This window comes from Botrimarina sp. (assembly GCF_040219535.1).
Taxonomy (GTDB): Bacteria; Planctomycetota; Planctomycetia; order Pirellulales; family Lacipirellulaceae; genus Botrimarina.
On record NZ_JAVJSH010000036.1, the window covers coordinates 82,874 to 95,502 of the forward strand.

At 70.8% G+C, this 12,629-nt stretch carries 11 protein-coding genes; 3 read left to right on the forward strand and 8 right to left on the reverse strand.

Going from position 1 to position 12,629, the window contains the following annotated elements:
- Nucleotides 1-7 precede the first annotated feature (7 nt).
- From RIC11_RS19770 to RIC11_RS19805, 8 genes are all read right to left on the reverse strand, one after another.
- The gene (locus RIC11_RS19770; protein ID WP_350214122.1) at nucleotides 8-559 is read right to left on the reverse strand and encodes an NUDIX hydrolase; all 552 of its coding nucleotides are present in this window, start codon (nucleotides 557-559) and stop codon (nucleotides 8-10) included.
- Nucleotides 560-756: 197 nt separating this feature from the next.
- Nucleotides 757-1,617, reverse strand: coding sequence for a DUF1206 domain-containing protein (locus RIC11_RS19775; RefSeq protein ID WP_350214123.1), 861 nt, complete (start codon nucleotides 1,615-1,617; stop codon nucleotides 757-759).
- Nucleotides 1,618-1,874: 257 nt separating this feature from the next.
- The gene (locus RIC11_RS19780) at nucleotides 1,875-3,107 is read right to left on the reverse strand and encodes an osmoprotectant NAGGN system M42 family peptidase (RefSeq protein ID WP_350214124.1); all 1,233 of its coding nucleotides are present in this window, start codon (nucleotides 3,105-3,107) and stop codon (nucleotides 1,875-1,877) included.
- Nucleotides 3,104-4,810, reverse strand: a complete 1,707-nt coding sequence (ngg, locus tag RIC11_RS19785) for an N-acetylglutaminylglutamine synthetase (protein ID WP_350214125.1) — start codon at nucleotides 4,808-4,810, stop codon at nucleotides 3,104-3,106. Before ngg ends, RIC11_RS19780 begins: the two co-directional genes overlap by 4 nt.
- A gap of 44 nt (nucleotides 4,811-4,854) precedes the next feature.
- The gene (locus RIC11_RS19790; protein WP_350214126.1) at nucleotides 4,855-6,630 is read right to left on the reverse strand and encodes an N-acetylglutaminylglutamine amidotransferase; all 1,776 of its coding nucleotides are present in this window, start codon (nucleotides 6,628-6,630) and stop codon (nucleotides 4,855-4,857) included.
- A 46-nt stretch (nucleotides 6,631-6,676) separates the two neighbouring features.
- Nucleotides 6,677-7,615, reverse strand: a complete 939-nt coding sequence (locus RIC11_RS19795; RefSeq protein ID WP_350214127.1) for an acetamidase/formamidase family protein — start codon at nucleotides 7,613-7,615, stop codon at nucleotides 6,677-6,679.
- Nucleotides 7,616-7,743: 128 nt separating this feature from the next.
- Nucleotides 7,744-9,567, reverse strand: coding sequence for an OPT/YSL family transporter (locus tag RIC11_RS19800; protein WP_350214210.1), 1,824 nt, complete (start codon nucleotides 9,565-9,567; stop codon nucleotides 7,744-7,746).
- 108 nt (nucleotides 9,568-9,675) lie between these two features.
- Nucleotides 9,676-10,821 carry an AI-2E family transporter gene (locus RIC11_RS19805; RefSeq protein WP_350214128.1) on the reverse strand — a complete coding sequence of 382 codons (1,146 nt, stop codon included), beginning with the start codon at nucleotides 10,819-10,821 and terminating at the stop codon, nucleotides 9,676-9,678.
- A 519-nt stretch (nucleotides 10,822-11,340) separates the two neighbouring features.
- Here RIC11_RS19805 and RIC11_RS19810 point away from each other — a divergent pair.
- From RIC11_RS19810 to RIC11_RS19820, 3 genes are all read left to right on the forward strand, one after another.
- Nucleotides 11,341-11,748: a CsbD family protein gene (locus RIC11_RS19810; protein ID WP_350214129.1), complete on the forward strand. Its 408-nt coding sequence runs from the start codon at nucleotides 11,341-11,343 to the stop codon at nucleotides 11,746-11,748.
- A gap of 61 nt (nucleotides 11,749-11,809) precedes the next feature.
- Nucleotides 11,810-12,115 carry a hypothetical protein gene (locus RIC11_RS19815; RefSeq protein WP_350214130.1) on the forward strand — a complete coding sequence of 102 codons (306 nt, stop codon included), beginning with the start codon at nucleotides 11,810-11,812 and terminating at the stop codon, nucleotides 12,113-12,115.
- A gap of 12 nt (nucleotides 12,116-12,127) precedes the next feature.
- Nucleotides 12,128-12,595 carry a hypothetical protein gene (locus RIC11_RS19820; RefSeq protein WP_350214131.1) on the forward strand — a complete coding sequence of 156 codons (468 nt, stop codon included), beginning with the start codon at nucleotides 12,128-12,130 and terminating at the stop codon, nucleotides 12,593-12,595.
- The last annotated feature ends 34 nt before the right edge of the window (nucleotides 12,596-12,629 follow it).

A 12,629-nucleotide genomic window follows, 5' to 3' on the forward strand; every position in this document is an offset into this window, starting at 1 on the left:
GGGCGCCTCAGCTCGCCCGTTGCCCTGCGGTCAGGGCCGCGCCGGCCGCGTAGAGGCCGGCGAAGAGCTTCAGGTCGGCGGCCGCGTCGCGCTGTTGGAGCCACGGGATCACGTGCGCCAGCGGCACGTGGTGCACGGTGATCTGCTCGCCGCCGTGGCCGCCGCCGGGCCCCTCGCGCGTGAGGCCCTCGGCCAGGTAGAGCTGGATCGCCTCGTCGGTGAGGCCGGGCGTGGAGTAGCCGATCACGAGCTCGGTCCACCGGCTGGCCGTGTAGCCGGTCTCTTCGAGCAGCTCCCGCTGGGCCGCCGCGAGCAGGGGCTCGTCCTCCGCGCCGGCCGTGTCGCCCGCCAGGCCCGCGGGCAACTCGACGACCGAGCGGCCGACCGGCGGGCGGGGCTGCTCGACCAGCACCACCTCGTGCCCGTCGGTCACGGCCACCACGCCCACCGCGGGGCGGCCGGTCACCCGCGACACGTACTCCCAGCCGTCGCGCTCGCGGAGCGTTAAGTGCCGGCCGGCGTACAGGGTTATCGGGTCACCGTCGTTGGGCGAAGGCATAGCTGAAAGCGGGGAGGACCACGTGGGGAGAATCGAAAAGTTAGCCTACCCCAACCGGGCGCCGGCCGGCGCCTCCCCTGCTTGTGTCAGCCCTGCCAAGGGCAAAAGCCGAACGCGGCGAGCCAGTCTGGCCCGCCGCGTCGGCGAAACAGTTATCAAATCGGCGAACGCTGTCGACGAGGTCGCGTCGGCAGCGGTCACACGTTGAACTGGCGGTAGCGCGACTGCACGAAGCAGAAGACCGCGTAGCACATCAGGCCCAGCGCGGTGAACAGCAGCACCCACGCGCCGTACGGCTGGCGGGCGAGGACGTCGAGCGCCTCGCCGGTGCCCTTGACCTTGCTCGGGTCGAGCGTCATTGCGGCGATGATGATAAAGATACCGATCACGCCGAAGGTCACGCCGCGGGCGGGGAGGCCGATCTTGCCAGACAGGCGGGCGACCTTTTGCTCGGTTTGGCTCATCCGCGACGAGTCGTACTTCTCCTGGAATTGTTCGGTGGCGCCGCGGTACACCAGCCGGATACCGTAACCGATCACCGCCAGGCCGATCGCGGCCACGATCCACTCGCCGCCCGAGAGCGACATCAGCCACCCGAGGAGGCTCTGCTTCGAGCCGCCGCCCTGGCCCTGAGTGGACGACGACGCGGCGGCGATCGGCGCGGCCTTCCACGCCAGCATGCCGTACAAGATCGCGCTGATCGTGTAGCCGACGCGCTTGATCATGCTCGTGTGCTCGTTGTAGGCGTCGCTCTTGTAGAACGCCTCGACGAGCCGCCAGATCGAGTAGGCGGCCAAACCGACCGCCGTGATCCACAGCAGCGCGTAGCCGAACGGCTGTTGGCCGATCTCTCGGATCGCCCCCTCCGAGCCGGTCGTCTGGCCGCCGGCGCCCCATGCGGCCGCGGCCGCCAAGCCGCCGACGATCAGGTAGACGACGCCCTTGGTCGCGTAGCCGATCCGCCCGCAGACTTCGAACGCGCTGGTGGCGTGCTCCTTGCCGGTCGCGGCGGCGGCGTTCGTGTGGCGTTTGAGCGATTCACCAGTGGCGGCGTCCATATCGGAACAACTCCTCGTGAGTGGGGATGGGGAGTGACGGCGGCTGGAGGTGCTGGAGTAGCAACCCCCGTGCCGCCGGCGGCTTCGCGACCCACCCCAGCACACGCGCTCGGCCAAAGCGAACGGGGGATCCGTCCGCGGCTCATCAGCGGAGATCACCCTGAGCTCGACGAAGCAGGGGCCGGCTCAGGCGGCGTGAGGAGACCGCGCCGCTCCGAGCGATCGGTCGCTCGGCGACCGCGTCGGGCGCAGGGCGGTCAGCGGCTCGGCTTCCGCTTCTTCTTCGGCCGATCGATCGGCAGCTCCTCGCCGTCGGGCGGGGGAGGGGTCACCTGCGTGATCGGTTTGCCCTCGAGCACGCGGACGCCGTCGACGTCGGTGCGGCGGGTCTCCGGGAACGAGTCGAGGTTGCCCAGCAGCTTCTCTTGCGTGGCGAACAGCGGCTCGTGGGTCGCGTACGCGACGAGCAAGTCGGCGACGCTCCGCAGCGAGTCGAGGTTGGTCCGCTCGTAGCCGTGCGAGCCATCGACGCCGAACGCGACCAGCGCGGTGCGGATGTCGTTGCCCGCCTCGATGGCGGAGGCCGCGTCGCAGCGGTAGTAGCGGAAGATGTCCCTGGCGTGCTGCAGGTGGTTCGCCTTGCAGAGCTGGATCAGGTGGCGCGTGAGGTGGAAGTCGAACGGGCCGGTCGAGTCGGCCATGGCGATCGTCACGCCGTACTCGGACGACGCCTGCCCGGGCGCGGCGGCGCCGTTGTCGACGGCGATCAGCTCGGCCACGTCGCCGTGGAGGACGGCCGACGCGCCGGAGCCGACCTCTTCGCTGATCGTGAACAGCAGGTAGAGGTCCGACGGGAGCTCGGCGTCGGACTCGACGATCGCCTTGGCCGCCGCGAGGATCGCCGCCACGCCGGCCTTGTCGTCGAGGTGGCGGGCGGTCACGTAGCCGTTGGGGAAGGTCTCCACGCCCGCGTCGAAGCCGACGAAGTCACCGACCCGCACGCCCAGGTCGATCAGCTCGCGCAAGGTGGTGCAGCGCTCGTCGATCCGGACCTCGACGTTCTCCCAGCTAACGGGCTGGGTGTCGACGGCCTCGTTGTAGGTGTGGCCGGAGGCCTTGAGCGGCATCACCTGCCCGCGGTAGATCTCGTCGTCGGTGAAGATCGACACCCGCGCTCCCTCGGCGAACCGCGCGGACCACGTGCCGACGGGGATGAGCCCGAGCCGGCCGTTGTCCTTCAGCTCCTTGACCATCGCGCCGAGCGTGTCGACGTGGGCCACCACCGCGCGGCCCGGCGCGTGCCGCTTGCCGGGCAGGGTCGCGCGGATCGCGCCGCGGCGGGTCAGCTCGTACTCGAGGCCCAGCTCGTCGAGCTCGCCGCACACGGCGCGCACCACGGGGTCGGTGTAGCCGGACGGGCTGTGGATGCCCAGCAGCCAGACGAGCTTCTCGAGCAGGTAGTCGGCGTCGGTCGCGGATGGCTTCTTCACGTGGGGTCGCCCGCCGTGGGGCGGCGCTGGGGTGTCGGGGAGAGCGTGTGGGGGAACAAGAGGTCGATGAACCGCTCGGCGGTCGGCTGCGGCTCGTGGTTCGCCAGGCCGGGGCGCTCGTTCGCCTCGATGACGGCGTACCGGTCGCCGCCCACGTCGGGGGTGATCAGGTCGAGGCCGACGACCGGGATCTCCAGCGCGCGGGCCGCGCGCTGCGACGCGTCGCGCAGCGCTTCGCTGAGCAGCGGCGTGACGTCCTCGATCGTGCCGCCGGTGTGCAGGTTGGCCGTCTTGCGGACCGCGACGGACTCGCCCGCCGGGACGACGTCGTCCAGGCCGTAGCCTGCCGCGCGGAGGCAACGCTCGGTCTCCGCGTCGATCGGGATGACGCTCTCCCCCTCGGTGGCCGCGCTCCGCCGGCGGCTGAGCCGCTCGATCAGGTCGCGGGCCGTGTGCCGCCCGGTGCCGCTCACCCGGGGGGGCTTGCGCACCGCGGCCGCCACCACTTGGAAGTTGATCACGACGACCCGCACGTCCTCGCCCTCGACGAGCCGCTCGAGGAGGACGGTGTCGTCGTGTCGGCGGGCGGTGAGGATCGCGTCGGCGAGCGCTGCCTCGTCGCGCACGTCGACCGTGACGCCGGCCCCCTGTTCTCCGACGGCCGGTTTCACGACCACCGCGCGGTGCTCCCGGAGGAAGGCCCGGGCCGGCTCGCCGCCGGAGTCGGGGGGCAGCGCGAGCTGCTCCGGCACGGCGAGGCCGGCCTCGGCCAGCACGTCGCGCGTGAGCGACTTGTCGGAGCACCGGCAGAACGCGATGGCCGACGTGAGGTCCGACAGCGATTCGTGGCAGGTCACCCGCCGCGACGCGTGCACCAGGCGGAAGAAGCCCCGCCGCCGGTCGACCGGCTCCACCGCGATGCCCCGCCGGAGAGCCTCCTTTATGATGATCGTCGCGTAGACGTTGTAGCCCTCGGTCGGGTCGGTCGGCACGAACAGCGGCTCGTTGATCTGGTTGCGGCGCTTGATCGCCAGGACCGGCACGCGCTCGAAGCCCATCTGTTCGTAGAGGGCGATCGCGGCGTCGTTATCTTGCATGACCGACAGGTCGAGCAAGTCGCGGCCCCGCGACTTCATCCGCTCGGCGATCGCGGTCACGATCGCCCACCCCACGCCCGGCAGCTCCGACTGCGGGTCCACCGCCAGCGCCCAAAGGCTGCTCGAGTTGAGCAGGTCGTCGAAGCACCGCTGGTGGTCGACCTCCAGCGCGACGCCGAGGATCCGCTCGGACCCGGTCGGCCGGGCGACGCAGTAGGCGAATCGCGGGTCGCCGCGTTGGCGCCACACGTCGTCGGCGTCCAGCGGGACCATGCCCTGCGCGGCGTAGATGCGGTTGACTTCGTCCAGCTCCTCGCGCGAAGCGATCGGCGTGACGCGGATCGGGTTCTTCGCCGGCCCCGGCTCGAACGTCGCCAGCGGCAGGCGGAACGTCGTCGACGGGTCGAGGAACAGGTCCTGCGGCGCCTCGGCGAGGATCAGCTGGGGGTCGGTCACGTAGAACGCGATGTCCCGCTGGTCGCGCTTCTCGTCGAGCAGCGCGCGGGCGACCGACGACGCGTCGGGGAACGTGTGGGCGAACAGCAACCGGCCCCAGCCGACCGAGATCACCGAGGCTTGTTCCGGCAAGGGCGTCGGCTCGGCCATGGGGCTGCGGGGGGTTTGGGTTGGGTTCGCGGTGGTCGGAGGGATCAGCCGGGCAGGTGGGTCTGCAGCCACAGCTCGAGCAGGGCGAGCTGCCACAACTTGGAGCCCTGCAGCGGCGTGATGTGCGCCTCGGGGTCGGCCAGCAGCGTGTCGACGTACTCCTGGTTGAACACGCCCCGGCGGCGTGCGGCCGGCGCGGTGAGCGCCTCGCGGGTCAGCTCGAGGAAGTCGCCCCGCAGGTACTTCAGCGCGGGCACGGGGAAGTAGCCCTTGGGCCGGTCGATCACCTCCGACGGGATGACCCGGCGGGCCGCTTCTTTGAGGATGTGCTTGCCGCCGCTGGCGATCTTCAGCTCCGGCGGCACGGCCGCGGCCAGCTCGAGCACCTCGTGGTCTAGGAACGGCACGCGGGCCTCGAGGCTGGCGGCCATCGTGTGGTTGTCGACGCGCTTGACCGGGTCGTCCACGAGCATCACCAGCGAGTCGATCCGCAGCGCCTTGTCGATCGGCGCGTCGGCGCCGGGCCGGGCGAAGTGCTCGGCGACGAACTCGGCCGCCGCGTCTGGGTCGGCGTACTCCGCCGCCACCGCGCGGCGGTACTCGGCGAAGTCGCGGTCGAAGAAGTGCTCCGCGTACGTGGCGAACGCGTCGCGCGTGTCGAGCATCGGCGGGTACCAGTGGTAGCCGCCGAACACCTCGTCCGCGCCTTGGCCGCTCTGGACCACCTTGCAGTGCTTGGCGACCTCCTGCGACAGCAGGTAGAAGCCGACGTTGTCGTGGCTGACCATCGGCTCGGACATCTGCGCGATGCACTCGCCGAGCGCGGGCAGCGTGCGGCGCGAGTCGATGAACAGCTTGTGGTGGTCGGTCCCGAACCGCTCGACGATCACGTCGGAGTACTTGAACTCGTCGCCCAGTTCGTCGCCGACCGACTCGAAGCCGATCGAGAAGGTCTCCAGGCCGGTCTCGCCCTGCTCGCACAGCAAGCCGACGATCAGGCTCGAATCGAGCCCGCCCGACAGCAGCACGCCGACCGGCACGTCGGCCACCAGGCGGCGGCGGACCGCGCGGCGGAGCACGCCGAGCGTCGCGTCGCGCCAGTCGGCCTCGCTGTAGCCCTTTTGGTCGTCGCTCGCTCCGAAGGCGAGCGTCCAGTACGGCCGCTGCGTCATCGACCCGTCCGGCTCGATCACCGCGACGGTAGCGGGCGGCAGCTTCTTCACGCCCTGGAGGATCGTGCGCGGCGGCGGCACGACCGAGTGGAACGACATGTAGAAGTTCAGCGCGACCGGGTCGATCGACGTGTCGACGCCCCCCGCGGCGAGCAGCGCCGGCAACGCCGAAGCGAAACGCAGCACGCCGTCTTGCCGGGTGTAGTAGAGCGGCTTGATGCCGACCCGGTCTCGCGCCAGCACCACGCGGCCGGTGTCGCGTTCGTGGATCGCCACCGCGAACATGCCGTTGAGCCGCTCGACGAAGTCGAGGCCCCACGCGTGGTAGGCCTTGAGGATGACCTCCGTGTCGCCGTGGCTGAAGAAGCGGTAGCCCTGGGCGGTGAGCTCTTCGCGTAGCTCTTGGTAGTTGTAGATCGCCCCGTTGAACACGATCGTCAGGCCGAGGTCGCTGTCCACCAGCGGCTGCTGGCTGGCCTCCGACAGGTCGATGATCTTCAGCCGGCGGTGGCCCAGCGCGACCGGCCCCCGCGCGACCAGGCCGTGCGCGTCGGGCCCGCGACGGACCATGCAGCCCATCATCCGGCCCACGGCGGCCGTGTCGGCCGGCCGGTTGTCAGAACGGACTTCTCCGCAGATGCCGCACATGCGTCGTTGGTTTTCGAGGGAAAGCGGTTTGTAGGCGCGCGACGCGTTAGCCGGCGCGCGGGCTGAGTTGGTCGACCCAGCGGCGCGCGATCTTCGCCGCGACGCTGTAGTTCGGGTTCACGAGCGCGCCCACCCGCAGCTCGCCAACCAGGCCCACCAGCTCGTAAGCGTCCAGCGGGTCCAGGTCGGCCTCGTCCGCCAGCCAGCGGACCAGCTCGCGCGCGGCCATCCGCGCGGCGTCCTCGAGCGGCCTCGCGCAGCCGAGGGCCATCAGGTGCGTGTCGGTCGTGATCCGCGGCGCGGCGATCGGCGCGGCCTTCAGCAGGCCGAACCGCAGCACAACGCGGGCCGCCATCTCGGCCGCCACGCCGGTCAGCTCGCCGTCGCCTTGCAGGGCGTGGGCGTCGCCGCAGAAGAACAGGGCGCCCTCGTTCTTCACCGGCAGCCACACGGTCGCGCCGGGGCCGGTCTCCGCGCAGTCGAGGTTCCCGCCCCAGTAGCCGCACGTGAGGCTCGATATCGCCTCGAGGTCTGGCGCCGTGCCGATCGTGCCGAGGAACGGCGCCAGCGGCAGACGCAGCCTGTCGCGCCACACGAGGTCGCCCCCTTCGATCGGCAGCACACGCGTCCGCTCGGGGAGCGGCTCGTCGAGCGTGGCGGTCTGGGCGCTGCCGGTGAGCGCGCCGAACTCGGGGATCAGGGCCGTGACGGCTTGGTCCCCGCGCGGCTCGATCCGCTCGATCGTGACCAGCAGCGTGTCGCCCGGCTCGGCGCCCTCGACGTAGATCGGGCCGGTGAGCGGGTTGGAGCGGGGCGGGCCGGGGCAGCGCTCGGAGAACAGGTCCGCCTCGGAGCGGAGCGCCCCCCCGAACGCATCGACCGTCTCGACGCCGATCGATTCGCCGCAGGGCACAGCGGCGATCGGCGGGTGGGCGGCGGAGAGCGTGTACGCGTGTCGGTCGTCGGGCTGCCGGAGCGTATGCATAGCGGTAGGCCACCTACCTTCGCAGATTCGGCGCCGGGTGACTACCGAGTGAGCCAAGAGGTGATGGGTGGCCGGCGGCGCGTAGCGAGTCGCGCCGTCGGGTTCGTCGCCCTCGGGGGGGCCACGGCTCATTGGCCGGTGAAGAGCGACACCAGTGCGCCGCCCACGCCGGCCAGGCTCTCGCCGGCGACCAGGCCGGCCGCGACCGGCAGCGTGAACCGCCGCGCGGGACCCGGCGCGAGCTTCGCCGCCAGCGCGGCCACCGCTGCGCCGAGGAACAGCGACACGCCGTAGTACGCCGGGATCACGAACGCCAGGCCGAGGCTCACCGCGCTGGGCGCGTAGCCACGGATCGCCTTCGGCGCCACGCGCGCCACGAGGGCCAGCGCGATCCCGATCGCGACCCCCGCTAGCGACGCGGCGATGGCGCCGCTGGGCGCCGCGTCGAGGCCGTCGCGGAACAGCTCGGCCACGGCTTTCCAGGTCGCCACCGCAGGGGCGGGCCACTCTTCGGTGAGGAGTTGCCGAGCCGGGTCGCGCACCACCGCCAAGTAAGCGGCGCTGCCGGCCATCGAACCGACCAGCACGCCGAGGAACTGGGCCACCGCTTGAGCAGGGACCGACGCGCCGAGCAACCTCCCGGCTTTGAGGTCGTGCAGCAAGTCGGAGCACTGCCCGGCGGCGCCGCCGGTCACGTTGGCCGTCATCAGGTTGACGCTCACGCTCGTCGGGTGGATCAAGCCGAACGTGAGCTGGGTGACCTTGCCGAGCGCACCGATCGGCGGGATGCCGGTCTCGCCCGACACCTGCGCGGCGACCACGGCGAGCACGAACGTGAGCAACACCGCGAGCACCGCCATCGGAACGGCGATGTCGAAGATCAGCGACTGGGCCGCCACGGCGCCCGCCCCCGCGACGACGAACCCCGCCGCCAGCCAACGGAAGGGCACGCCCTGGCGCGGCGGGCCTTTGGGCAGGGTGGGCTGCCCGGGCTCGGTCGAGGGCCCATCGCCATCGGCCGAGGCGGCGGCGGATCCAGGCGACAGCGCGTCCCACAGGGAAATCGCGAAGGAGGTTATCGCCGCCGCTACCATCAGCCCCACGCCCGGCCAGAGCAAGAACTCGACCGCGACGGCGTACAGGCCCGCGTCGCTGGCGGGCGGCGTGAGCCTCCCCGTGGCGAACATCCAGGGGGTGATGAGCCCCCATGCGATCACCGAGCCGACGAGCATCGACGCGCCCACCCGCAGACCGACGATCGCGCCGAAGCCGATCATCATCCACGACGGGTCGAGCACGAACCCGAGGCCCTTGGTCGTGAGGGCGGCCGGGCCGAGTTTCCCGACGCCGATCGCCGGCCCGATCTGCGGGATCCGCCAAACGAACTCGTGCACGACCTTGGTCAGCGCCGCCACGGCGCCGGCGGCGATCAACGCGCGGAACCGGGCGGCCGCTTCGCGGCCGGACGCGTAGATCTCGCGCACCGTCTCGGCGGTCGCCACGCCGGAGGGGAAGGGCAGGCCCTGGCGCTCGATCATCGGCCGCCGCAGCGACAGCCCGACCAGCACCCCCAGGCAGCTCACCGCCAACAGCCACACCGACAGCACCGGCCAGGAGAGCGTCTGCCCCGTGAGAATCGCCAGCGCCGGGATCGGCGCGACCAGGCCGGCCGAGATGATCGACGCGGCGCTCGACGCGCAGGTCTGGTTCACGTTGTTCTCGAGCAGCGTCCAGCCCGGCGTGGCGGCGCGGACGCGTGTCGCGGCGCCCCAGAAGCCGCAGCTCAGCAGCGCCGCGGCGATCGACATGTTGGCCGAGAAGCCGATCTTCAGGCCGGAGTACACGTTGCACGGCACGAGCAACGCGCCGAGCACCGCACCGGTCGCGAGCGCGCGGAACGTCAGCTCGCGGCGGAGGTCGGGGGCCGACGGCGGCTGGCTCGTTGGCTCGATGACGGCGCGCTAGTGGGTTTCCTGCTCGGGCGGCGAACGCGAGCCCCTAGCAAACGCCAGCGCGGCGCGGAGGGCAACCCCACGCCGGCGCGCCGGCCGCCGGGCGGATCAGTTCGACAGGTAGACCGCGATCGGGCGCAGCCCCTCTTGGCTCTCGCAGAAGATCTTCGCGATGATCAGCAGCGGCACGCTGAGGAACACGCCGACGATCCCCCACAGCCAGCCGCCCAGCAACACGGCGAGCAGGATCACGACGGGGTTGAGGTCGATCGAACGGCCCATGGCCGCCGGCGTGACGAGGTTCGCCTCGATGCCGTTCGCGATCAGGTAGATCACCGGCGGCAGGATCGCGCGGCCGAGCTCTTCGAACTGGGCGAGGCCGGCGATCGCCGACAGGACAGTACCCACCGCGAGGCCGACGAAGGGGATATAGTTCAGCAGCGCGGCGAGCACGCCCCAGACCATCGCGTTGGGCATGTCGATGAGCCAAAACCCGACGCCGATCACCACTCCCAGCCCGATGTTGACGATCGTGATCGCGCCCAGGTAGCGGGAGATCCGCCGCTCGATTTCGCGGAGCGTCTCGACCGCGTCGCGCTTGCCGCGCCAGGTGGGGATGAGCTGCACGGTCTTCTCGAGGAAGCGGTCGCCCAGCGCGAGCAGGAAGTACAGCAGCGCGACGGTGATGGCGATGCTGGCCGCGTAGCCGCCGGTGGCGTTGAGCGTGTCGCTCGACAGCGTGGGCTGATCGATCTGGACCCTGACCGCCCGGATCTCGCCGGGGGCACGGGTGACCTCGTCGACTTGTTCTTGCGCTTCCTCCAGTTGCTCGAACGGCTTGGCGTACTCGCGGAGCCGCGCCGCCACGTCGGTCAGCGTTTCGGGCGCTTTGGCGATCATGCCTTGGGCCGGCTTGAAGAGCGTCACCGACGCGACGGCGACAAGCACCAGCGCCGAACCGAAAATGATCGTCGCCGAGAAGCCGGCGGGCACGCCGTGCCGCCGGAACGCCGCGACGACAGGCCGGAGGACCAAAGCCAACACGAGGGCGAGCGTCGCCGGCATGAGCACGGCCTTGGCGAAGTACACCACCGCCAGCAGCGCGAGGGCCGTGAGGATGATCAGGCAGGGCTGCACCGCCCCCATCGCCGCGTACCGCTCCCGCATTCCGGACGCGTCAGGCGCGGGCCGCGTGGGGCTGTTCGGTTGACTTGTGCGGCCTTCGGGCGTGGGCGACGTGGTCGCGATTCCCATTGAGGGGCTCGGGTTGTGGCGATTGGGGTTGTGCGATTAGGGGTGTTCAGCCGCCGCCCCCGCTTGAGAGGCGACGCGTCATAGGCAAGCAGTGTGCCGGTCCGCGCCGACGAAAAGCCCCCGCAAGGCAATCCCAGCCAGAACAGAACAGAGTGAGGGCTGGCCGCCCGTCAACCAACGTGGCCCGGGGATGACCAGTCGGCGCGGTTGGAAGGGGCGCGTCCGCTTCCGTCGTGCGACGGCAAGCGGCGCAGGCCCGACAGCTCCTCGGCGCCGGTCGTGTCGCGGCTTCCGGCGCACCGTTTGCCCACCTAGCAGATGGCGTCCGAGCCCGTGCGGGCGGCACAGCCGTACGGATTGAGAGTGCTAGCCTGTACTAGATCGGGGTTGGCGTACTCTGCGATACCCAATCGACGCGATACCCGATCGACACAGCGGTCAGCGTGTGCGGCGCGAATGCTGCACTAATCGCCGACGCCCTGCCAGTAAATCACACCTCCCACCACAAGCGAGCGATCGATGGTGACCGAGCAACACGTAGAAGGCGGTTGGACCGAGCTGAAGGGTCAAGCCAAACAAAACTGGGGAGACCTCAACGACGACGAGCTGAAGCAGTTCGAGGGCTCGCTCGATGAGTTCTTCGGCCTGCTGCAACGCAAGACCGGCGACGCCCGTGTCGAAATCGAGCGCTGGTTCTCGAACCTCGGCGACGACTACCGGGCGCTGCTGGCCCGCACCACCAGCCAGGCGCGGGAGTACATGCACTCGGCGGGCGAGGGGGCGGGGCGCCTCCGCGACCAGATGCACGCCGGCCAGATCGAGGCCGAGCGGTTCGTCCGCCGCCGCCCCGGCGAATCGGTCGCTGTGGCGTTCGGCGTCGGGATCATCACCGGCGTGGTGGTCGGGCTCCTGACGAAATCGCGCTGAGCGAACCGGCGAGCACGCGTCGCCAGTCCATCAATCTCTCACCCCCCCCCGAGCCACGACCATGCCCACTGTCGAAACCACCCCTCCCGACGTGTCCGACCAACGTTTCGACCAGCCCAAAGCGGCCAGTGAGGGCAACTGGGCGGAGCGGCTCGTGGCGGACCATCCCGAGCTGGCCCTCGCCACGGGCGTCGTGGCCGGGGCGATCGTCGGAGTGGCCCTGAGTTCCCTGCTCGCCCCGGCGCCCCCGTCGCGGCGCGCCAGGGCGGCCGGGTACGCCGGTGACCTCGGCCGGCGCATTGCCGCGGCCGTCGAAGACGCCGTCGCGCAGCCGGTGCGATCGGTGCGCCAGCACCTCCATTCCTGACCCCGAAGACGCATGACGCCCACCTTCCCGTCCCAGCAAGCCCCCCGGCACGGCGTGAGCAGCGACACCCCCCCGAGCGACGAAGACGCAGCCGCCATCCGCGAGCGGATGAAGCGCGTGCGGCACAAGCTGAACGTCGACGTCGAGTCGGTCCGGAAGGAGGCTTCCGATTTGCTCGACTGGAAGAGCTACGTGCAAGCCAAGCCCCTGACGTGCGTGGCCGCCGCCGCGGTCGCCGGGTACTTCCTGGCGCCCGCGACAACCCGCGTGGTCCGGCTGACTGACGACCAGGTCAAGGGTCTCGCCCGCGCGGGCGGGATCAACGTGACGGCGAAGACCACCGGTGGGTCTTCGCGTTCGGGCCTCGCCGGCGTGCTGATGACCGTGGGCGGCTTGGCCGCCCGGGGGATCCTCGCCCGCTACGCCGCGCAACTGACCGAGAAGCACAGCCCGCTGCCAACGATCGACCCAAACAGCTAAAGCCGACCTAAACAGCTAAAGCCAAGCCGCGTCG